General features: G+C 53.2%; 20 protein-coding genes. 10 read left to right on the forward strand and 10 right to left on the reverse strand.

All coding sequences use genetic code 11. The annotated features are described in order from the left end of the window. Positions 1-93: 93 nt before the first annotated feature. The 4 genes from AD948_RS13475 to AD948_RS13490 all read left to right on the forward strand — a co-directional run bounded on the left by AD948_RS13475 (position 94) and on the right by AD948_RS13490 (position 4652). The gene (locus tag AD948_RS13475; RefSeq protein WP_061472370.1) at positions 94-1011 is read left to right on the forward strand and encodes a LysR family transcriptional regulator; all 918 of its coding nucleotides are present in this window, start codon (positions 94-96) and stop codon (positions 1009-1011) included. Between the two features lie 160 nt (positions 1012-1171). After that, on the forward strand, positions 1172-2545 hold the full coding sequence (locus tag AD948_RS13480) for an MFS transporter (protein WP_061472371.1): 1374 nt from the start codon (positions 1172-1174) through the stop codon (positions 2543-2545). Between the two features lie 48 nt (positions 2546-2593). Further along, a complete protein-coding gene (locus tag AD948_RS13485; RefSeq protein WP_061472372.1) occupies positions 2594-3793 on the forward strand; it encodes an SMP-30/gluconolactonase/LRE family protein in 1200 nt (399 codons plus the stop codon). A gap of 133 nt (positions 3794-3926) precedes the next feature. Then, entirely contained in the window at positions 3927-4652 is a 726-nt protein-coding gene (locus AD948_RS13490) for a gluconate 2-dehydrogenase subunit 3 family protein (RefSeq protein ID WP_061472373.1), read from the forward strand. A gap of 84 nt (positions 4653-4736) precedes the next feature. Here the strand turns inward: AD948_RS13490 and AD948_RS18765 are convergent, their stop codons facing one another. After that, complete coding sequence (locus AD948_RS18765) at positions 4737-4919, reverse strand: hypothetical protein (RefSeq protein WP_248846037.1); 183 nt, start codon at positions 4917-4919, stop codon at positions 4737-4739. A gap of 19 nt (positions 4920-4938) precedes the next feature. Between AD948_RS18765 and AD948_RS13495 the strand changes: the two genes are divergently transcribed. From AD948_RS13495 to iolG, 3 genes are all read left to right on the forward strand, one after another. After that, positions 4939-6507 (forward strand): GMC family oxidoreductase, encoded by a 1569-nt coding sequence (locus AD948_RS13495; protein ID WP_248846038.1) that lies wholly within the window; start codon positions 4939-4941, stop codon positions 6505-6507. Positions 6508-6509: 2 nt separating this feature from the next. Further along, positions 6510-7778 (forward strand): c-type cytochrome, encoded by a 1269-nt coding sequence (locus AD948_RS13500; RefSeq protein WP_248846039.1) that lies wholly within the window; start codon positions 6510-6512, stop codon positions 7776-7778. 547 nt (positions 7779-8325) lie between these two features. After that, positions 8326-9333 (forward strand): inositol 2-dehydrogenase, encoded by a 1008-nt coding sequence (gene iolG / locus AD948_RS13505; protein WP_061472376.1) that lies wholly within the window; start codon positions 8326-8328, stop codon positions 9331-9333. Between the two features lie 306 nt (positions 9334-9639). On the opposite strand, the gene AD948_RS13510 is transcribed toward iolG, so the two are convergent. From AD948_RS13510 to AD948_RS13540, 7 genes are all read right to left on the reverse strand, one after another. Then, entirely contained in the window at positions 9640-11097 is a 1458-nt protein-coding gene (locus AD948_RS13510; RefSeq protein ID WP_058989411.1) for a sugar porter family MFS transporter, read from the reverse strand. Positions 11098-11454: 357 nt separating this feature from the next. Next, on the reverse strand, positions 11455-12012 hold the full coding sequence (locus AD948_RS13515; RefSeq protein ID WP_061472377.1) for a VOC family protein: 558 nt from the start codon (positions 12010-12012) through the stop codon (positions 11455-11457). Positions 12013-12055: 43 nt separating this feature from the next. After that, positions 12056-13180, reverse strand: a complete 1125-nt coding sequence (locus AD948_RS13520; RefSeq protein WP_061472378.1) for a Gfo/Idh/MocA family protein — start codon at positions 13178-13180, stop codon at positions 12056-12058. 36 nt (positions 13181-13216) lie between these two features. Beyond that, complete coding sequence (locus AD948_RS13525) at positions 13217-14395, reverse strand: Gfo/Idh/MocA family protein (protein WP_061472379.1); 1179 nt, start codon at positions 14393-14395, stop codon at positions 13217-13219. After that, the gene (locus AD948_RS13530; protein WP_061472380.1) at positions 14392-15354 is read right to left on the reverse strand and encodes a hydroxyacid dehydrogenase; all 963 of its coding nucleotides are present in this window, start codon (positions 15352-15354) and stop codon (positions 14392-14394) included. The genes AD948_RS13525 and AD948_RS13530 overlap by 4 nt, the downstream gene beginning before the upstream one ends. Then, positions 15354-16166, reverse strand: coding sequence for an HpcH/HpaI aldolase family protein (locus AD948_RS13535; RefSeq protein WP_061472381.1), 813 nt, complete (start codon positions 16164-16166; stop codon positions 15354-15356). Before AD948_RS13535 ends, AD948_RS13530 begins: the two co-directional genes overlap by 1 nt. 1 nt (position 16167) lies before the next feature. Further along, entirely contained in the window at positions 16168-17604 is a 1437-nt protein-coding gene (locus tag AD948_RS13540; protein ID WP_061472382.1) for an NAD-dependent succinate-semialdehyde dehydrogenase, read from the reverse strand. 454 nt (positions 17605-18058) lie between these two features. On the opposite strand from AD948_RS13540, the gene iolD reads away from it, so the two are divergent. From iolD to AD948_RS13555, 3 genes are read left to right on the forward strand one after another with little or no spacing between them, the layout of a single operon-like run. Beyond that, the gene (iolD, locus tag AD948_RS13545; RefSeq protein ID WP_061472383.1) at positions 18059-19930 is read left to right on the forward strand and encodes a 3D-(3,5/4)-trihydroxycyclohexane-1,2-dione acylhydrolase (decyclizing); all 1872 of its coding nucleotides are present in this window, start codon (positions 18059-18061) and stop codon (positions 19928-19930) included. Between the two features lie 5 nt (positions 19931-19935). Then, the gene (iolE, locus tag AD948_RS13550) at positions 19936-20835 is read left to right on the forward strand and encodes a myo-inosose-2 dehydratase (protein ID WP_061472384.1); all 900 of its coding nucleotides are present in this window, start codon (positions 19936-19938) and stop codon (positions 20833-20835) included. Beyond that, positions 20832-21668: an SDR family oxidoreductase gene (locus AD948_RS13555; RefSeq protein WP_061472385.1), complete on the forward strand. Its 837-nt coding sequence runs from the start codon at positions 20832-20834 to the stop codon at positions 21666-21668. Before iolE ends, AD948_RS13555 begins: the two co-directional genes overlap by 4 nt. A gap of 29 nt (positions 21669-21697) precedes the next feature. Here AD948_RS13555 and AD948_RS13560 read toward each other — a convergent pair whose 3' ends face one another. Then, positions 21698-22654: a MurR/RpiR family transcriptional regulator gene (locus AD948_RS13560; protein WP_248846040.1), complete on the reverse strand. Its 957-nt coding sequence runs from the start codon at positions 22652-22654 to the stop codon at positions 21698-21700. Between the two features lie 383 nt (positions 22655-23037). Next, positions 23038-23193 (reverse strand): hypothetical protein, encoded by a 156-nt coding sequence (locus AD948_RS18220; protein ID WP_156479036.1) that lies wholly within the window; start codon positions 23191-23193, stop codon positions 23038-23040. Positions 23194-23271 lie beyond the last annotated feature (78 nt).

Raw genomic sequence — 23271 nt, forward strand, 5'->3', positions numbered from 1 at the left:
AACAAAGGATAGGCATTTGTGTGACAGTTAGGACGTGACAGATAATGTGTGTCCAACTTAGATACAGCATTGATCAAGACAGGATTGATATCGATGCTTCAGCTAACCCAGGTACGTTGTTTCGTAGCCGTTGCAGAAGAACTTCATTTTGGGCGTGCTGCTGCCCGCCTGAATATGACGCAACCCCCTCTCAGTCGGCAGATACAGTTGCTTGAGCACGCACTTGGGGTCGGGTTGCTGGAACGCACCAGCCGCAATGTACGCCTTACTCAGGCCGGGATCGTCTTCCTGCCTGAGGCAAGGCGTTTGCTCCGGGGCGCAGAGGATGCCGTGCTGGCTGCTCGCCGTGCCGGACGAGGCGCGCTAGGGCAGATTGCCATCGGTTTCACGCCTTCCAGCAGCTATGACTTCTTGCCACGCCTGATTTCCGCCCTTCAGACAGAATATCCCGATATTGAACTCATTCTTGAAGAGATGATCACGCGGGATCAGATTGCCGCTCTCACATCAAACCGGATCGATCTGGCTTTTGTGCGCCCGCCCTTCGGCGCGACGGATATTACATTTCTGCCAGTCAGGTCGGAACGCATTGTGGCGGCGCTTCCAGCCCATCACCCTCTTGCAAACCATGAAACCCTCACCGCAGGAGATCTGGAAAGGCAGGATCTGATTATGTATTCCGTCCTAGGTGGCGGCTATTTTCACGATCTTGTGCAACGCCTGCTTGTTAGCGCCAACATCCAGCCACGTCTTATCCATCACCTCACACAGATCCACGCTCTCCTCTCCATGGTCAGGACCGGGGTCGGAATGGCTCTGATTCCCGAATCCGCTTCGCGGCTTGATATCGGAAATGTTATCTGCCGCCCTTTAGCATTTGGTGATGACATTTTGGCCGAGCTTTACATGGCGCATCGTGCGCAGGACACCAGTCCTCTTTTGCGAAGTGTGATGGCTGTTGTCAGCAGAATTACGAAAGATACTACGTCAGATCTTCCACCCCTTTCATAATGCCATCCGGCTTCATAAGCGACCGTAAAATCCCGGCAATACTCTTCTTGCATCGATCCATACGAAGTTTAATTTTGACGTGATCAAATAGCATGCGTTCCCTGTTTTCTGAAAAACCGCGTGACGTCACAGCATAGCACGCACCAGAGGAGAAAACCGGGTGACCAGAACAAGAGGGCCAACAGGCTCCGCCGTCACACAAACCACAGAACCATCCGAAACATCGCGCGTCGGGCGGCGGAGTTCCGTCCGGTATAGTGTTCTTGCTTTCCTGTTCACGATCACCGCTATCAATTACGGAGACCGTGCCACACTAGGGATAGCAGGTAGCAATATCTCGCAGGATCTAGGCCTGACTCCCATTTCGATGGGATACATCTTCTCCGCTTTCGGATGGGCGTATGTTCTGAACCAAGTTCCGGGCGGCTGGCTTCTGGACCGTTACGGCTCCATTCGGGTTTACGGTGTCAGTCTCTTTGCGTGGTCGCTCTGCACGCTGGCTATAGCTGGCGTAGCGCATGTTCCTCACTCTCTCATTTTCCCTACGCTTTTCCTGCTTTGGGCCATGCTGGGGCTTGTAGAAGCACCGACATTCCCAGCCAACAGCCGTATTGTGTCAAGCTGGTTTCCCACCGCGGAACGCGGTCTGGCCACGTCTATTTTCAACTCGGCGCAATATGTGGCTGTGGCGTTCTTTGCTCCCCTCATGGGCTGGGTTACCCAAACATTTGGATGGAAGTATATTTTTACCCTGATGGGCGCATTGGGTATGGTGCTGGCCTTTGTATGGCTGGCCAGAATGTACCCTCCAGCCCGGCATCCCGGTGTTAACGCTGCTGAACTGACCTATATGCGGAATGGCGGAGCGCTGGTTGATATTGATGACCAGTCCATGCGGGTCAAACAAACGCTTACAGGAAAACAGATTTGCTTCATGTTGACCAACAGGACGCTTATCGGCGTTTATGGTGGCCAGTACTGCATTACGGCTCTTCTGTATTTTTTCCTGACATGGTTTCCCCTTTATCTGCATCAATCACGTGGCTTCTCGCTTACGGCAACAGGGTTTGCTGCCAGTGTTCCAGCTTTGTGTGGCCTTGTGGGAGCAATTTTCGGCGGTGCGCTATCTGACAAACTTCTTCGTGAAGGCCGTTCGGAAAATATTGCGCGGAAAACGCCTTACGTGCTTGGCATGGCAACCGCATCTTCCATTTGCCTCTGCAACTTCATCCAATCCGGTTGGCTGATTGTGGCCGTCATGTCCATTGCGTTCTTCGGGAAAGGGATCGCCGCCATTGGCTGGGCGGTAATTTCCGATATTGCCCCGAAGGAAACTCCTGGCCTCGCAGCAGGTATTTTCAACGGTGTTGGAAATATTGCCGGTATTGTCACGCCAATTGTCATTGGATACATCGTTGCATGGACAAAATCCTATGACGGCGCGCTATTTTTTGTAGCTGCGCACTGTATTGTTGCGATTATCCTCTATGTCTTTGTTGTCGGAAAAATAAAGAGGCTTTCTCTCCCATCCTGAGATCCAGTTTTCTCTTACAAGTCAAAAAATAATAAAAAAGAGACCACCATGATCCACGCCCCCATCTTCTCACGTCATGCCCTCTCACGTCGCTCGGCTCTCAAGGGCCTCGCGGGAGGTGTTGCCCTGACCGGCCTTGGCTCAGCAGGCCTCTCGAACGCCTTGGCGGCAGCCACCCCCCCTCACTTACCAGCGACCGTTATTGCATCGTCGCCCCGCTACCTGTGTAACGCTATCGCTGCCACACGGAATGGTACGGTCTTTCTTGGCTCCCCTCGTTGGGAAACCATGGACGACACCCCCAGCGTCTTTCGTGTGTCATCAAATGGCACACTCAAACCTTTTCCCGGCGGCACATGGAATCAATGGAAGCACGGCGCTGATCCAGCCAACGCTTTTCTGATGGTCAATGGCCTCCACATTTTCAGCGATGACACGTTATGGGTTGTCGATCAGGGCATAGACCCGATCACAAAAACAACAGTCGCTGGTGGCCAGAAACTGGTTCAGTTCGATCCTCAAAGCGGAAAAGTGCTACAGATTCTGCGCTGGGGAGAAGATATACTGCCGCCCGGTGCCACAATGAATGATCTGCGCATTGCCGGTGATCTAATGTTTATCACCGATTCCGGATTAGGCGGTATTATCGTTCATAATATGAGCAGCGGCACAACGGTACGGCTACTTTCCGAACATCCGTTGTTGCGGGCGACATATACCAAGCCGATGGTAGGACGTGACGGGCACATACTTCGGGATAAGGATGGCAAACGTCCCCTTGTCCACTCCGATATGCTGGAAATTACGGCTGATCGTAAATGGTTTTATTTCTCCACCCCCATCGGTCCACTGCGCCGTCTGCCCACCTCGGCTCTTCTGGATAGCAGTCTGACAGATTCTCAACGCGCCGAGAAAATTGAAACAGTCATGGATATGCCAACCATGATGGGAACTGCAATCGATACATTGGATAATTTTTACTTTGCCGATGCAGAACGTGGGCAAATTATGGTTCTGACGCCAGAAAAAGAGAAGCTCGTTCTGTTTGAAGATGCTCGACTGGTCGATGGCGACGCGCTGTTTATTACGGCTAATCGCCAAATGCTGGTACCCATTCCGCAGACAGAGCGCCTGCCTGCCAATAATGCCGGCGTAAACGCCTTAAAGCCGCCCTTCCTCAGCCTATCCTTTCCTCTCCCCAAAACTCTGAACGGTCACCCTTTGGGTAACGTGGTCAGTAGCCTCTAAGGCTACGACCATCTCCCATCCAAACTACCTTAAATTTCTTTTTCTTTACTGAAGAAAACGAACTTCAACTATCAGCATGACAAGAGCAGAACACGCTCCAATATGGCGACCAAAGGCAGAGAAGGAGACAATAATGAAACGCCGTGACGCCTTGAAAGGAGGGCTGGTGCTGTTGGCAACCAGCACTCTGGCCTCCATTTACAAGCCCGCCTATTCAAAAACACTCGTAGGAGGAAGTGGCCTATGGAAAGCCCAACCACCACCTCCCTTGGCGGTAGTCGATTCCAGTCGATTAGTCTTTTTGACACCTGATGAAGCAAAGCTGGTTGGCGCAATATTTGACGTTCTCATTCCTGCTGACGAACTGGGCATGGGCGCAACTGAAGCAGGGTGTGTAACTTTCCTTGATCATCAACTTGCTGGTCCCTTTGGCTCAGCAGCCAAAGATTACAAATTAGGGCCTGTTGTTGAAGGCCTGCCACAGCAAGGACCGCAAAGTATTGCAACGCCTGCGGAAATCTACAGAAAAGGGCTGGCTGAACTTAACCGTTTTAGCAAAAAAAAATTCGACAAGACATTTCTGGATTTGGATGAAGCCCAGAAAATTGAATTTCTTAAAAACATGGAAAATGGAACGATTGATTTTGAAACGGTGAAGAGTAGAGACTTCTTTACTCTGCTGCTTCAGAATGTGCGTGAAGGATATTTGGCTGACCCAATGTATGGCGGCAATCGCGATATGGTTGGCTGGAAACTTATTGGGTTCCCTGGCGCCGTTTATGACTATCGTGACTGGATTGTCTCCAAGCGCGGACAAAAGATTGATGTGCAACCAGTCAGCCTTTTAAGGACTGCCTGACAGAGTATACGTCCGGCTGATCCTTGAAAAACGATATCCGATATTACGCCAACGCAGTAAAACAATAAGGTGCAGTTCAATGCATTATAAAAGACCAAAAGCCGACGTTGTCATTGTCGGGCTGGGGTGGTCCGGCTCCACCATGGCTGAAGAACTTACCCGCGCAGGCCTGAATGTTGTCGCAATCGAACGCGGTGCATGGCGGGAGACATCAACAAGCTTTCCCACAACGCGCAATCCGGACGAATTGAGCGGTTCTATTCGCAAGGAAATCCTTCAGGCTCCTGTGACGGAAACCTATACGGTTCGGAACAAACCTGAGGAGACAGCGCTTCCTTTACGGAAATACCATAATCTTACCCTCGGTAATAATGTTGGCGGAGCCGGAACGCATTGGGCGGGAGCAAGCTGGCGGTGGCAACCGTTTGATCACCAGCCATACAGCCATGTCATGAAACGTTATGGCCCCAAACAACTGGTGGACGGGCTTATCCTGCAAGATTGGGGCGTCACGTACGATGATCTGGAACCATTCTATGATCGCTTTGAAAAAATTGCGGGAACATCTGGCACAGCAGGTGTCATTAATGGTGTGAAGCAGCCCGGAGGCAACCCTTTTGAAGGCTCCCGTCAAAGCCCCTACCCTACACCAGCCTTAGCGCGCACCCGAGCCAATATTCTGTTTGCAGATGCAGCGACGAGACTGGGCTATACACCTTTCCCCGTGCCATCAGCCATGATAGGCGCGCCCTACACCAATGCTCTTGGCATCAATCTCGCTCCATGTACCTATTGTGGCTACTGTCAGCTTTACGGATGTGGCAACTGGTCAAAATCCAGCCCGAATATCTGCATTCTTCCAGTTCTCATGCAGCGTTCAAATTTTACAGTTGTTACAGAATCAGAAGTCGTCCGGATTAACACCTCGTCAGACAAAAAGACGGCAACAGGCGTTACCTTTGTTGATTCAGACGGAAACACAGGCGAACAGCCAGCAGATATTGTTATTGTCGCAACATTCACGCTCGACAATACTCGGCTGCTCCTTCTGTCTGGCATCAGCACTCCTTATGATGTCTCATCCGGACAAGGTGTAGTTGGTCGCGCCTTCACGTTTCAGACATTGTCCTGGGCATTCATGTTTTTTGAGAATGAATATCTCAATCCATTTATGAATACCGGTGCCCTTGCAACACAGATTGATGATTTCAACGGCGATAATTTTGACCATACCGGCTTGGGATTTATCGGCGGCGCCGGCATCCAGTCTTTATGCAATCAGGGATTGCCCATTGGCATGTCCGGCCTTGTTCCTGAAGGCAGCCCGAAATGGGGCAAGGGTTGGAAACAGGCTTTCCAAAAAAGTTATCAGAATTACGCTCAAATTCAGGGTCAGGGCACTAGTTTTGCCCATCGTGAACAGTTCATGGATCTTGATCCCACTTACAAAGATCGGTTTGGACAACCGCTCCTCCGCATTACATACAACTATAATGAGAATGATCGCCGATCGGGTCAGTTTATTCGCGATAAATGCGTTGAGATTGCAAAAGAAATGGGTGCTCGGGATGTTACGGGGGTTTCCTTGGCGGACCAGCCCTATTCAGGATACACGCCATGGGATTCATCACACGTTCAAGGTGGCGTCGTGATGGGCGAAGATCCCAAGACCAGTGTACAAAACCGATACCAACAGAATTGGGATATTCCGAATCTCTTCGTGATTGGCGCCTCTTCTTTCCCTAATAATGCCGGATACAACCCAACTGTTGCTGTAGGCGCAACCACCCTGTGGACGGCAAAAGCTATTAAAGAACTTTACCTCAAAAATCCTGGTCCACTGGTGAGATTATGATCATGGCACGAAATCTGCTTCAGCGTGCCCTGCGCATCAGTTTTCGCAGTGGCATAGTTTTTTCTGTCACGGCTCTTCCTGTTTGCACGGTTCGCGCTGAAGATGCGCCTACAAGTGCACGCATTGAACATGGCCGTTACCTCGCAGTTGCGGGAGACTGTCTTGCCTGCCACACCGCGACAGGAGGTCAACCTTTTGCGGGTGGTCTCGACCTGAAAACGCCGTTTGGCATTATTACAACGAGCAATATTACTTCTGACAAAGAAACAGGTATTGGTAACTGGACATTCCAACAATTTGAAAATGCTGTCCGTCACGGTAAGGGGCCTAATGGGCATCTATACCCTGCCATGCCTTACACCGCCTACAGCCAGATAAGTGATCCCGACATCGCAGATCTATGGGAATATATTCGGACTCTTCCGCCTGTAAATCATAAGGTTGAGAGTAACAAACTTCCGTTCCCTTACAATATCCGTAGTCTGCTCGTGTTCTGGAACCTTTTGTTCTTTAACGATTCTGCATTTGTAGCAGACGCCTCAAAAAGCGAAGAAATTAACCGAGGTGCCTATTTGGTTAATGGCCTCGAACATTGCGGAACGTGCCATACTCCCAAAAATGTCTTTGGTGGTGATACGAAAAAAACTTTTCAAGGAGCATCTCTTCAGGGCTGGTACGCTCCAGATCTTACCAACAATGCCCATACAGGTCTCGGCCATTGGACTGAAGATGACATTGTAACGTATCTGCGCAGTGGTACCAATCGTTATACAGCTGCCTCCGGCCCCATGACGGAAGCGATCGTGAATTCCACGCAGCACCTGACAGATGCAGATCTGCGGGCCATTGCAGCTTATTTTAAATCCCTGCCCCCGCGAACGGTCTCCCCACCCCAGCCGTTGCCTGCTTCAAATGAGCAGGTAAAGGCGGGCCAGCAGGAATTTGTTGTTGAATGTAGTGCCTGCCATAGAAGCAACGGCAAAGGTATCTCGAACATGATCCCCGATCTTCAGAACAACCCAGCCATTAACGCTCTAAACTCGGACAGCCTGTTGAACATCGTGCTGAAAGGAACAGAAGGCCCGGCGACGCACGCAAACCCCACCGGCGCAGCAATGCCCAGCTTCGGCTGGAAATTGCAGGATGCGCAAATTGCCAACGTTCTGACTTACGTCCGAAATAGCTGGGGCAATGCCGCGCCCGCTATTTCCGCCGCCGATGTAAGTAAGGCAAGAACCGCCCTCAACGCTCAACCAGCAGTTCCGCGCTAGTATTATGTCGGCAAAACGCGTTGCGCGGGGACTAGGCGCAATCAACTGACGGATACCTGAACCGGATGTCACCGAAACGGGGTGAGAAAGAGTGGCGCTCCTCTTGTCTTCCTTCAGCCTGCTATGCTGCGCCAGATACAGGCATATTCGGCAAGACAGCCGCATGGTTATCTCCCGCACAATTATAATAAAAAAGGTAATGCGACATGAATTACAAAAATACAAAGTCTGACGCAATCATTATGTAGGTAGCGTTGGTCCACCTCTCCAATGGCAGAGGAGCCAGTTTACCAGTCGGCTAAAATGTTCAGCCTTTGCCTGACAACGGCATGATGACCCAATTGCGTATATCGTGCCCATAGATGTCAGGCGGGTCAGCTAGACCGTCTCAGCTTTGCTGGCTCTCTGCCATTGTTAGCACCCACCCTCCCTGCCTTTGTCAGCAGGAAGGGAACAAAAAATGACCTCGGCTGTTCTTCCTATGCTGAAAAATAGCCGGATATATATCGCCTTTTATTCATCATATATCAGATAAGGAAGACATCTCATGCTTGGAATTGGAGTTCTGGGGTGCGGCCGTATTGGTGCCATGCATGCCGCCAATATTGCCACCCATGCCAAAGCGCGTGTTGCAGCCGTGTATGATATCAACCGTGCGGCAGCGCAAGCCGTGTCGGACGCAACCGGCGCACCTGTGATGGCGTCCGCAGCCGAGGTTTTTGCTTCGCCCGATGTGGATGCTGTGCTTATTGCGACCGCAACCGATACCCATGCCGACCTATTGGAACAAGCCATTGCGGCAGGCAAGCCCGTCCTGTGCGAGAAACCGATTGACCTCAGCCTTGCACGGGTAGACCGTTGTGCTGCTGCTATTGCGGATACGACTTTGCCGGTTCAGATCGGGTTCGTGCGCCGTTTCGATCCAGGCCATAAAGCGGTGTTCGAAGCCGTTCGTGACGGCACCATAGGGGATTTGCATCAGCTTATCATTACGTCACGAGATCCAGGCTTTCCGCCGGAAGCCTATCTGGAAAAGTCGGGTGGGATACTGCGGGACATGACGATCCATGATTTTGACATGGCCCGTTATATTCTGGGTGAGGAGCCAACACGCGTATTCGCCATGGGATCGCGCCTTGCGGCCCCTGTCCTTATGAATGCGCTAGATGATGAAGATACCGTCACTGTTGTGATGACAACACATTCGGGCAAGCAAGCGGTCCTTATTAATTCGCGCGAGGCCACATATGGCTATGACCAGCGTGTGGAAGCCTTTGGCAGCTTGGGAATGGCAGTTTCCGAAAACCGTCGCCCCCATCATATGGTACTGTCTGGCAGCACGTTTACCGAACATGCAGCGCCTCTACTGAATTTTTTCATCGAACGCTACCGCGAGGCGTTTGATGCAGAGATTGACGCCTTTGTTGACGCTGTGGAAAATAATAGTCCCGTTGCCGTCAGCTATAATGATGGAAGACAGGCGTTGGTTCTTGCCGAGGCGGCGCTAAAATCTCTACACGAAGGACGTATCGTGAGTATAAGCGAAGTCGGGTAAAGACATACAGGCCTTGCAAGTTTTCTTGCAAGGCCAACCTTCCCATTACACATTTTCAGCAATTCGGTCTGGTCGTCCATACTGTGCGTTATGGATGACCAGACCTCTATTATGTCCCCATGGACGCCATCAAGAAAAGAGTGGATTTGAGCATCCGTCTTTCTATTTCGATAGGCAAGCCGTAAAATCAGGCTAACTTTTTCCGTGAGAATAAATAGGTGTTAGGCGCACCATTTTTAACTGCGCAATCTGGCCCCACAAACTGGCATGCGGCAGAGAATGCCGCATGCCTTTTTCCCGACAGTTTTACTTCTGGCCGGGTATATCCGTCAGACCATCTTTCGGAACAGTCGCTGTGCTGGCCTTGGGTTGGCGTTTTGGGGCCAGCATGACACTTTCGATCTTCTCCAGCGCAATGCCTTTTGTTTCCGGCACATAGCGCTCCACAAACCACCATGAGAAAAGCGTAAAAAGCGCGAAAAGCCACATCGGCAATGCACCGTGAAATAGGGAATCAAGTCTTTGATTCTGCGCTATCATCGGAAAAAGCTGGCTGACGATGAAGTTCATCACCCAGTTAGCCGATACCGCGATGCTCATACCCACGCCACGGATCCGATTTGGAAAGATCTCAGCGATCAGCACCCATGTCAACGGCCCCCATGATAGACCAAACAGCAGCATGTAAACCAACATACCAGCGAGAGCTGAATATCCCTGTGTTTGGGTATAAAGCGCCCAAGAGGCAACCAGCAGACCAATGATCATGCCGATCGAACCGAACCGGAACAGCGGCAACCGCCCTTTGTGATCAATGACCCAGCTTCCCAGCACCGCACCCGATACGGATGCCACCCCAATCCATATGGTCTGAAACAAAGCGTTCTGTACACTGCCGCTCACTGAACCCAGTACCAGCGGTGCATAGTACATCATACTGTTCACCCCCGTAAGTTGCTGCAGCATTGCGACCGATGCCCCCACGAAGATAATCCAGCGTGCGCCTTTAGAGGCGACAGCCCGGCCCAAATCAGACGTCTCGATCTTATGTTCCAGGGAGTCCTTGATTTCTGTCAGAACTGACCGGGCATGTTGTTCATTGGAGATACGCGTGAGGGTCTGCATCGCATCATCATCACGTCCGCGCAGAACATGCCAGCGCGGGGATTCCGGCATAAAGAAAATTGCGGCGCAGAATACAATGCACGGAATGACTTCTGACCCCAGCATCCACCGCCAGCCCACATTTGTAAGCCACTCCTCGGTGGCGCTACGAGCGATCAAATAATTGACGATGAAGACCGCTAACTGGCCGCCGACAATGGCAAAAGATTCCATGTAAAGTGCGCGCCCGCGCATGTCTTTTGGTGAAACTTCTGACATGTACATGGGAGAAACTGAGGACGCTACACCCACCGCGACCCCGCCAATGAAGCGATACACCACAAACCATGCAAAACCCGTCGCCAGCGCCGCACCAATGGCTGACGCGGTAAACAGCACAGCGGAGACAGCCAATGTCGGGCGCCGGCCAAAGCGATCGGCCAGCCAGCCCGAAACCGCTGCCCCCAGGATACAACCAAGCAGCACGTTGGAGACCGCCCAGCCAATTTCTGCCGGTGAAAGGTGAAAATAGGACTGCAATGATCCAACTGCACCCGAAATGACAGCTGTATCATAACCGAACAGAATGCCACCCAGCGCCGCGATCGCACATATTCGCAGCACGTAGCCTACATCATGTTTGTCCGATTGGACAAACATAATATCTTTTAAGGATCTTTTCATTTTTTACTACTCCAACAGGTATTTGTTCTTGTTGTTCTGTTTCAGCAGAGTGACGCGAGAATTTTTCCAGCGCCTTTCAATGAATCCAGCCGTAGAATACGCTACGTGGTGGCAAACCTTTTTCCGGAAACCACGTCTGCGGCCTGAGTTATCATTAGCCTGAAGTCCGAAACACGCCCTCTTCCATAATCTTGTCGCATTTACAGACAGCACGGCTGTGGCAGAGAAACCTTTTGACCGGATTACAGGGAAGAGTGCTTATTTTTTATCTCAGGAATAGAAAGATATACATTCCTCAATAGAAAAAGAGAAAACGAGCGGTAAACAATACATTCATTCGTGTTGTGTTTCGAGGATTGTGAATTCCTCTGTGTTTTCCTTTACTTCATTCCTCACACGCCATCCCTGCACAATTTCATAGGGATGCGTATGAATTTCGATAATGGTACCGAATGGATCACGACAATAAACCATTCTGTAAATGCCGGACGGGGGGCGATCATCCCATACCTCTGAAATTTGGCTACCCCCGGTTGCAACAATCTTGCTGATCAACCCGTCTATGTCCGGGTCCGTTACGCATATGTGAAAGGGGCCGGACTGATCAAACCGGATATCGGTAACATCAGGCAGCGAAGCGGGTGAGACAGGCTGAAACAGCTCAATACCCACCCCACCACCCGTTGAAAGATGTGCGATGCGCACGTGCTTGCACCGCTCGCCCAATGCATCCTGAAACTGTGCCTGTGCTGGAGGACTGGCAACCAGATTGAACGGACCACTGAACAGCCGATATCCCAGAACCTCCGCGTACCACGCTATGGCGCGGTCAATATCTGGCACGCTGATACCGATATGGTTCAGCGGCCGGGGACAAGTGGTGGATGTCATAATTTCTGCCCTTGCATGATGAATAAGGCAACGTGGTTCAGGGTCACGAAACGGCCTGCACCATGACGCCAATCAGGTCGCTTTCCGGTGGTTCCTCGACAGGCGGTAGAATGACAACCTGGTCCTGCTGTATGCCCTCCCGTGCGGCAAGGGGGGGCAGGGATTGAGGTTCCCCGGTGCGCAGAGCTACCTCCGCGGCAACCAGAACACGGACATCACGCAACCCATCCTCACCATCCGGTTCGGGGTCCTGGTCATTAAGGATACATTCCGAGAAATAGAAAGTTTCTCCCCCGAACTGCTCAACGGGGCCATGGGAATGCCGGTCTTTCTTCCCATCAATCAGCGTAGTGTATGTAATGGCGACGGAAGGGCCAAAAGTATAGCATGGATCAACCTTCACGCTGCCTCTGCTACCAAACAGAGTCATACCTTCCACGGGTGCGCTGGCATAGCTGACTATGAAGTCCGCAATCCGGCCATCCGCAAACCGCAGCGTGACTGAAACCGTATCCTCAAAATTGAAATTCCGGCCGGGCGTGCGTGTACCGACAGCCGTAACCTCCACGGGTTCAGCCCCAAACATATGGCGGACCGCATTGATCGGATAATTGCCAAGATCCGGCACCGGGCCCGACCAGTACCCCCCATGAGCGCGATGGTTTGATTGCGGCACATCCTGCCCAAATACCGAACTGAATCCGACAAGAGTGCCAAAATCCCCGTCGCGGCAACGTGACACCAGTTCCACCGTTGCTGGCTCACAATGCAGACGGTAGGCAATCATAAGCTTGCCGCCCCCACTCCGCTGGGCCTGGAGGATTGCTTCGCAGTCTTCCACACTGGTTGCCATGGGTTTTTCAAGCAGAAGATGCAGGCCCGCCTCTAGCACCGGCACCGCATACTGCCTGTGCAGGCTATTCGGCGTTGCCAGATAGACTGCGTCAATCTCACCCGATGCCAGAAGGTCGGGCAAGTCATCATAATGCCAGACCCGCACACCGTAGCGGGCTTCAAGGGCCTCTGCTTTTTTCATGTCGCCGGTCATCAGAGCAGCCAAGGTGGAATTGGCGGCCCGCTCGATACCAGGAATAAAAGATTGTTGGGAGATTTGCCCGCATCCAATTACGGCGTAGCGGATCTTTCGGTCATGTGTCGGCTGGTTCATGGTAATTCCTCCATGACGTAATGAGATATTCAGGCATTATGCCTTTTCGTGCTGCCGATATTCTTCCTGATGCTGTACCTTGTCCGTCGGCACGTCCCGCCAGGCAGCGGACCGGCTTGACGCGTGAATGGTCTCGACCAGTGTCTGGATGCGCAAGCCCGCGCGAAAATTGAATGGTTCAGGCTGATGACCGGCCAGTGCTTCCAGATACCTTGCCACTTCTATCGCCTTAAGGTCATTGAAACCCAACTGGTGACCCGGCGCCACGCAGAACAGACCATAGGGCGCATGCTCCGGCCCCGCTTCAATGCGGCGGAAGCCCTTGCGGCCCCGCGCATCGCTGGCGGAGAAAAAATGCAGTTCGTTAAATCTCTGCTGGGTGAAGGCAAGTGCGCCCTTCGTGCCATAGACCTCAAAGTCATGCTGCATGGTGCGACCGGTGGCAATCCAGTTCCCCTCAACTGATCCCGTCGCCCCATTCTCAAAGCGCAGGAGAGCGCGCCCGATATCATCCACCTGCACTGCACGCGTACCGCCCTTGCCATCCGGCCGTGTCTTGATAACCGTCACGCAGTCCCCCATCACCTGTGTAATCGGGCCTGCGGCTGGCCCCATCAGGAATTCAGCCGTTGCAAGGGCATGACTACCAATATCAGCGAGCGCCCCGCCTCCCGCCGGATCAAGGCGGAAAGTGAAGGGAGACATGGGGTCCGCCATGTAATCTTCCGCATGCAGGCCGCGGTATCCCCTGATTTCACCCAATTCGCCCGCCACGATCATATCGCGTGCCAATGCGAGCATGGGGTTACACAGGTAATTGAAACCGACCTGTGTCTTTACTCCTTTTGCCTCTGCCGCATCGGCCATTTCACGAGCATCAGCAGCAAGCGGTGCCAAGGGTTTTTCACAATAGACATGCTTGCCCGCAGCAATCGCCGCCAGCGCCATTTCCTTATGAAAGGCGTTAGGGGCCGTGATATTGACCACATCGATTTCGGGATCGTTGACAAGGGCGCGCCAGTCACTGGTGGAGCGGGCAAACCCCAGAGCATCTGCCGCCTTCGCTGCTGCCTCGTCAGTAATATCAGCCAGACACGCCAGTTCCAGCTGAAACGGAAGATCAAACACACGGGACGCGGTTGAATAGCCAAAGGCATGGGTCCGGCCCATAAAGCCACTGCCAATCAGGCCAATGCGCAGTTTACGTTTGGTCATCTGACAAACTCCCTGTTCACAATAAGGGCGGGATCAAGCGCCCCGGCAAAAAAATCCAGAACATTCTTTACGGAATAAACAGCCATGCGTTCGGCCGCCTGTGCAGTCAGCCCGGCGATATGGGGGGTCAGGATGACCTGATCCATATCCAGCAGTGGGTTATGGGTGGATGGCGGTTCAGGATCGAATACATCCAGCCCTGCTGCCGCAATGCGCCCGCTGGACAAGGCTTCGGTCAGGGCTACTTCATCCACCACGCCACCGCGCGCGGTATTGACAAGAATGGCACCCGGTCTGACATGCCGCAGTTCGGCTACACCCAAAAGTGGACGATCGCCCTTGGGCACGTTGACGGAAATGATATCCGCCCACTCCAACCCGTCATGCAGGGTTTCGACGCTGCCTACAGCACCAGTTGGCCATTTGCCTTGGGCAGCAAGGAACGGATCATACGCCCGGATATCCATACCAAATCCGGCTGCCATGGTAGCAAGATGACGGCCCGTGCGGCCATAACCGAGTATAAGGAGCCGCCTGCCCCCCACCTCTCCCGCCATAAGCCGGTTGCGCCACTGCCACTGCCCATCCCGCACGGCCTGATCTGCCCGGACCAGATACTTGGTACAGGCAAGAATGAGCGTCATGGCGTGTTCCGCCACGGATACGGAATTGACGTCACCTGCAATACACAGCGTGATGCCACGTACATCCAGCGCCTGCAGATCGACCGCATCATACCCAACGCCGTGACGGGAAACGATTTTCAGCTTCGGTGCCCTTGCTACCGTAGCAGCAGAAAGAGGCTGGGTACGCAGCACCAGAGCATCGGCATCCGCTATGAATGGGGCGTAACTGTCTTCTGATATTTCTTCGATGTAATCATAAGTTACATTCGGCGTGCGATCGAGCAGAGCAATACCCGCTGAATGCAGGTGCCCCGCAACCAGTATGTGGGGCATCAGTACACTCCTCCCTCTACAGCCATCACGCTATCGTGGCTGACCAGCTTGCGAAACCGCGCGACACTGGCACCGGCAGCCGCAGCAAGCAGCCGGGAATCTCCCGATACGGTGGTCATGTTAAACCCCCAGTTTATGGCACGGGCGGCATATTCCGGTGTGCCACAATGCAAGGCTGCGCGAATGCCGCTGTCCTGACAGGCAGCTAGGATTTCATGCAGGCTTTCGATTATCTCCGGTTCTTCACGGTCAAATCCCGGAGGCAAGCGTCCGGCAGCCAGGCTGAACGTAAGGTCCGCAGGGCCAACATAAATGCCATCTAGGCCCGGCGTTGCAGCAATTTCGGTCAGATTGTCCATACCCTGCTGTGTTTCGATCATGGCGAAGGCAAGAATTTCATCATTTGCACCGCCAGCATAATTGCTGCCCGCAGCAAACGAGACCCGCGTGGGGCCGAAGCTGCGCTGCCCGTAAGGGGGATAGCGCATGTAACTTACAAACTCGGCAGCCTGCGCCGCCGTGTTTACCATCGGGCAGATGACACCATAGGCACCGGCATCAAGCATTTTCATGATGATGCCCGGTTCCATCCATGGCACGCGAACCATGGGCACCACACCAGATGCACGCATGGCCTGCATCATGGGCAGTGCACTGGAATAATCCAGCGCACCGTGCTGCACATCGATAGTGACTGAATCATAACCTTGGGCCGCCATGATTTCAGCCGTGAAAGGATTGCCGATAGAGCACCAGCCATTTAGCGTGGGTTTCCCTTCGGCCCAGAGTTGTTTGAGACGGTTGGGGATCATGTCAGAACACCACCTGCGCCAGTTTTACGTCCAGATAATCCAAAATGCCTTCGCTTCCCCCTTCCCGGCCCATGCCGGAGAAATTGGTGCCACCAAAAGGAGCTTCTGCCGCCGCAAGAGCAGCCGAATTGATGCCCACCATCCCCGCCTTCAGTTCCGCAATCGTGCGGCGTGCCCGTGTGGGCGAGCGGGTAAAGGCGTAGGCAGCAAGCCCCATATCCGATGCATTGGCTCGCGTCAGAACTTCGTCATCACTTGAAAAACGGGTAATGGCGGCAATGGGACCAAAATTTTCTTCAGCCATCACACGCATATCATCAACCACATCGGTCAACACCGTTGGTTCATAGAAATAGCCACTGTTGAACCCTGATGGGCGTTGACCGCCCGTGCGCACCTGCGCGCCACCCGCTACTGCATCGCCAACAATGGCTTCCATTTCCGCCAGGCGGTGCGCATTGATGAGTGGCCCCATACCGACGTTCTCATCCAATCCATCACCTAGCCTGATTGCTTTTGCGCGCCTGACAAAGCCGTCCACAAACGCATCATGTAAGCGGTCATGGATATAAAAACGGTCCGGAGCCACACAAACCTGGCCAGTATTGCCAAACTTTGTCTGGGCCGCAGTATTCAGGGCCAAGTCCAAATCCGCATCATCATAAACAATCAGCGGTGCGTTACCGCCCAGTTCCATTGACACTTTCTTCATTGTGTCAGCGGCATCACGGATCATCTGCTGACCGATGCGCGTGGAGCCGGTCAGCGACACCTTCCTCACGACTTTTGTGGCCATAATCGGCCTGTAGGTCGCATCAGTTGTGCCCACAACCAGATTGACCACGCCGGGCGGCAGATTTCCCGCTCGACAGCAGTCAAACATGACCATGGCAGTACCCGGTGTTTGTGAGGATGGACGGGCGATTACGGAACATCCCGCCGCCAGTGCGGGAGCCACCTTGCGGGCCAGGAGGGATGCCGGAAAATTCCACGCTGTAAACGCTGCAACCACCCCAACCGGTTCATGATTGACCTCGAAACGGCCACCTGGCACACGGCTTTCTATAATACGCCCATAAATGCGGCGGGCTTCTTCAGCATACCATCGGAACTGGTCAATACTCAGCCCCCATTCACGCCGAGACTGAGCCAGCGGCTTTCCTGTTTCACTGGAAATCATCCGCGCTGCTTCTTCCGTGCGTCGGCCCATTTCATCGGCAATGGCGTGCAAGGCGTCCGCGCGCGTCTGAGCAGGAGTAGTGGACCATCTGACCAACCCGGCCTGCGCGGCTTCTATGGCAGCCTGCGTATCCTCAATGCTTGCACTTGGCACATCTCCAATAGGGCTTTCCGATACAGGGCTTATAACCGGTTCGGTTTTTCCCTTGGCTGCCTTGCGCCATGCACCATCAATAAACAATCCGAAATTCGTGTACATTATTCGGTCCCTGTTATTTTTATGACACGACATGCAGCGATTGACCGGATCGCCACTGCGGTAAAAGCAGACAGGCATTTTGCGTTTCCTGTCGCAGTAAAACCGCACTCTTTGTTGTTGGTCCTTCTACCACTCACAAAATTGTCAACTTCGTGACAGCAGAAGTATTTTTTCACGAACCAGTAAAAAACAGCCAAGTGGCGTTTCATTGTCCCAACGAGGGAATAATGACGGCCTGACAACACAGTGAACCGACCTCTGCGCTGCGGCGTTCACCACCGGCAGGCCATCAGTCCATCTGAATGTGCGAGACGCCCCTGCGATCACCAGGCTGGATCACCAAGCTCCTCTCTTCCTTTTTTACATTAGCAATTAATGTTGCGTATTTTATTAGTTGTCAACATATATTGCATTTGGATATGGTGACCATAACCCGTCAAGGGAGGAAACAAAAATGACACAGGCGACAATCCGCCTCACTACTGCTCAGGCCATTGTGCAATGGCTGGTCAATCAGTTTACGGAAATCGAAGGCCAACGCGTACCGCTTTTCCCCGGTGTCTTTGGCATTTTTGGGCATGGCAACGTCAGTTGCCTCTCAGAAGCACTCGAAGCTGTGCAGGACAGGCTGCCCACATGGCGCGGGCAAAATGAACAGTCCATGGCGCTGGCAGCAACAGGTTTTGCCAAGGCCCAGCGGCGGCGGCAGATCATGATTGCCGCATCCTCCATCGGACCGGGCGCACTGAATATGGTGACAGCCGCCGGCACAGCCCATGCGAATCGTCTGCCGCTCCTTTTGCTGGCAGGTGATACTTTTGCCTCCCGCCTGCCCGACCCGGTCCTGCAACAGGTTGAACATTTCGGTAATCCCACAATAACCGTCAATGACGCATTCAGGCCCGTAACCCGTTATTGGGACCGGATCATGCACCCGGCGCAAATCCTGCCTTCCCTGCCGCAAGCCACAGCCACAATGCTTGATCCAGGCGATTGTGGGCCGGCCTTTCTTTCTCTGCCGCAGGACATTCAGGAAATCGCCTTTAATTATCCCGTCTCTTTCTTTGAAGAAAAAATATGGGGTATTCCCCGGCCCCGACCGGACCGGCACAAACTGGCGCAGGCAGTAGAACTGCTAAAAACTGCTAAAAAACCACTTCTGATTGTAGGTGGTGGAGTAAGATACTCCTTAGCCGAGGACGCTGTTGCCGCGTTTGCGATAAAGCATGGTATCCCGATTGTGGAAACAATCGCAGGCAAGGGTAGCCTCACGCATCATCATGAAGCACACGCGGGGCCGATCGGCATTATTGGCTCCACCTCCGCCAATGCGCTGGCGAGTGAAGCGGATGTCATTGTTGCGATCGGCACCCGACTGCAAGATTTCACAACCGGGTCATGGACGGTATTCAGCCAGACAGCCCGGTTCATTTCTATCAACACGGCCCGGTTTGATGCGGTCAAGCACCGCGCGGTTGCCGTTGTGGGTGACGCGCTGGAAACCGTAACCGAGTTTGATGCCCTGCTGGGAGAATGGAAAGTTAACCCACGGCATATGCAGCATGCCCAGACTCTGTTTGGGGAATGGGACAAACTGCTGACAAAGCTGCAGACCCCTACCAATGCCCCCGTGCCGACATATGCGCAGGTTGTACATGCAGTGAATGACGCAGCAGGTGAAACCGATACCATCATTACCGCTGCAGGCGGCCTGCCCGGCGAAGTCTGCAAAGGCTGGCGAGTGAAGGCCCCCAATACCTTCGATCTTGAATTCGGCTTTTCATGCATGGGATACGAAATTGCCGCAGGTTGGGGCCATGCCATGGCCAGTAAAGGACCCGGGGGAACGGGTGGCACTCCCATCGTCATGATTGGTGATGGTACTTACATGATGATGAATTCCGACATTTATTCATCCGTGCTTACAGGCCATAAAATGATTATTGTGGTGTGTGACAATGGCGGCTTTGCAGTCATCAATCGCCTGCAGCAGGCCAAGGGGGTGCCCGGTTTCAATAACCTGCTTGTCGACTGCCGGGTTCAGCAGCCCAGCAATCCGCTCCATGTCGATTTTGTCAAACATGCTGAATCTATGGGCGCACTTGCGCGCAAATGCGATAGCTTGGCTGAACTGACAGCCGCCCTTGATTGGGCAAAAACCACGGACCGGACCACCGTCCTGACTATTACCACGGACGCCCATGCCTGGTCACCCGGAGACGCAGAGTGGGATGTGGGCGTTCCTGAAGTATCCTCCCGCGCATCGGTGCAGGCGGCAAGAAAACAACAAGAAGAAATCCGCGCGAAACAGCGTGTGGGAGTATAAGAGTCATGAAAGCAAAACTGGGTATTGCGCCTATCGCATGGTGGAATGACGACCTTGCGGAACTTTCGGATGATGTCAGCCTGGAGGAGTGTCTGCGTCAGGCCAGCGAAGCGGGCTTTACCGGAATGGAAACCGGACGGCGTTTCCCAATGGACATGAACGAACTGGGACCAATTCTGAAACGCTACGGCATTTCAGTCTGCGGAGGATGGTTTTCCGGGCTGTTACTGGATGGAGACATGGAAGCGGAGAAGGACCGTATCCGCGCCCAGATGGATTTTTTCATTGCCGCTCGCGCGCCGTGCATCGTTTATGGTGAAACCGCACGATCCGTTCAGGGAATTCGCTCAGCCCCGCTGGCCACCAAGCCACGTCTTTCGGAAGAAGACATTCGGACCTACGGACGGAGAATGACAACCTTTGCCGAATGGTGCGCCGATGAGGGCATGCCCCTTGCCTATCACCACCACATGGCCGCCCCGATCGAGACGGAGGCAGAACTTGATCTGCTGATGAAACACTCAGGCAAGGCGCTGCACCTGCTGTTTGACACGGGCCACATGTATTTTGCGGGCGGTAATCTGCTACGCGTGATTGATAACCATCATGCCCGCATCAGCCACGTTCATACCAAAGATGTCCGGAAAGCCGTGATTGATCGCCTTGACCGCAGCAAGGAGAGCTTTCTTGATGCAGTTGTAAAGGGAGCCTTTACCGTACCGGGAGATGGCTCGATCGATTTTCTGCCCATTTTCGAACGGCTTTCATCTTATGATTACGAAGGCTGGTTCGTTGTTGAAGCTGAACAGGACCCGACCCTCAACCCTCCGTTGGAAATGGCCCGCAAGGGGCACGCCGCCCTTATGCAACTTATGGCGCAGGCAGAATACAGCGTAGCATCATGAACCGGATCGACAACAGAATCTGCGTGGTCACAGGGGCCACGCAGGGTCTAGGGGCGGCTATTGCGCGTCGCTTTGCTACAGCTGGCGCCGAGGGGATCACCATTACAGGACGCAACGAGACACGCGGGACAACGCTTGCGCGTGAGATTTCGGAGCGTTACGGCGCGCCTGTATTGTTCATTCGTGCCGATCTTGAATCCGTTGCAGACTGCCGCGCAGTCATTGCCCAGACCCACGAGCGTTTTGGGCGTGTGGATGTGCTGGTAAACGCTGGCGCGCTAACTCAGCGGGGCACCATACTGAATACAGACCCGGATCTGTTTGACCGCATATTCGCAACCAATGTGCGCGGCCCCTATTTCCTTATGCAGGAAGCAATCCGCCATATGATACGTGATGGCATTGAAGGAGCGATCTGCAATATCGGTTCGATCTCCGCCCTTTCGGGGCAACCTTTCATCAGCGCCTACTGTGCCTCAAAAGGAGCATTGGCCACACTCACCGCTAATACGGCGTTTTCCGTCATGGGCAACCGGATCCGCGTTAACCAGCTCAATATTGGCTGGATGGCCTCGGACAAGGAACAAGAAATCCAGATGACGGAAACGAATGACCCGGACTGGATGGAAAAAGCTGCGGCCAAGCTGCCTTTTGGGCGACTTGTTTCACCAGAAGAGGTAGCACGGGCCGTGAACTTCCTCGTCTCCGACGATGCCGGCCTCATGACCGGCGCAATTGTCAATTTTGATCAGTCCGTGTGGGGTGCTACAGCCCGTGGCATGCCTACACCTGAAGGGCCAATGCACTGGCCGCCAGACAGCGTTAGCATCTGAACTATTCCAGCCTTGCTTGCCCAATGCTGCTATTTCTGTGTGGCAACTGGTATCCGCGGTTTGTCGGGGTCATTTTGTAACCGCGATGCCAAGGCCACAACCAGTGCCTGAGTCAGACACATGGGGGCTGCCAACGAGCGTGAAAACGTATATTCATGCTCTGGCACGCAAAACAGTACCTTTGCGCTACGCGCCAGCGGGGAAAGGGTGCTGTCGCTGATCGCCACGACCGGTACCTCACGGGCGGCAGTTTCCTCCATGATATTCACAACTTCGCTGGCATAAAAGCGGAAGGAAACAGCGAACAACAGATCAGTGGAGCGAATAACTTTGGCCATATGGGTGGCAAGTCCTCCCGCCGCGTCCAGCAACACCGTACGCTTCCCCAGCATTGTCAGCGTATAACGCAGGAGTTCAACAACAGGAGCGGAACGCAACTGACCTATTAAGTAGATCGTATCGGCCTGTTCCATAAGATCGACAGCCTGTACGATCTGCTCTGGACTAATATTTGTCAGCAATTCCTGCAACGAGGAGATATCGCGTCCGATCAGGTCCTGCAGGAACCCTCTCTCGGTGCGATCTTCACGGGTATCAAGTTCATCTTCCAGCGCCTTAACGCGGGCATTAAACCCAAGCGCAGCCGTAGAAAGACGATGCCTGAAGATGGTCTGTAGATCCTTGAAGCCTTTATAACCCAAGGACTGGGCAAACCGGACAAAGCCAGACGCATGCACTCCGCATTTCTCTGAGACGACATGAACCGAATCCACAGCAATAGCATTCGGATTCTGCGTTATATACAGGGCAATTTTCTGATATGAATTACTCAAACCCGCATATCGGTCATGGATCACACGGATCAACTCCTCATACGTGGCTGGAGGAGAGTGTGCGGACGCTTCCTGCTTTTTTTCCGATACCGTCATCGTTCCCTGACTATCCAATCTGAAAGGCGTAACCTCAGGCGCAGGCTCTTTCATCATGTACAAGATGAGGCTCCCGCCCCATATCCTTCCCACACGATCGCAACGCCACCCTTTGTAACAGGGACAGCCTAACACCATAATACTTTCTAGCCACCCAACCGCGCCCCGGTCTCGTTCTTAATGCAACAGGGCGGTATTTCCATGTGAATTGCCTCAAACGTTTCTGTCTCCAAAATACCTGAAGCAGTTCAATGGACTGGCATTGTCTCAACACGCTAACCGATCACGGTCAACGCTGTTTTGTTATCAATCAGGCCCAAAATGATCTGCGATCCACGTGGACCTCCAATCTCCTACCGATCTTCCGGTTTGTCCGCCCTCGCCCACATAGCAGCCCCTCAAGCATGGTGATTGACAAAGTCCTGAAGCAACGCCCCGTTCTACGGGTTATAACGCTGCAGAATATAATTGCGACGGGTCGTTGAATCATCCAGACTGGTAATGAGGATTTTGATATGGTCATCAGAAGACACGTTGCTGAGTCCGATCAACGCAGTCCGTCCGGCATGATACGGATCATGTGTGGCGTTAGACATTCAACTGCGCGGCCCCCTCGACTACGGCCTGAGGAGTTCATGCCGCACGTGGCTGATCTCGGGCCCCTCATCGCGATT

It is taken from the genome of Acetobacter senegalensis, from assembly GCF_001580995.1.
Taxonomy (GTDB): Bacteria; Pseudomonadota; Alphaproteobacteria; order Acetobacterales; family Acetobacteraceae; genus Acetobacter; species Acetobacter senegalensis.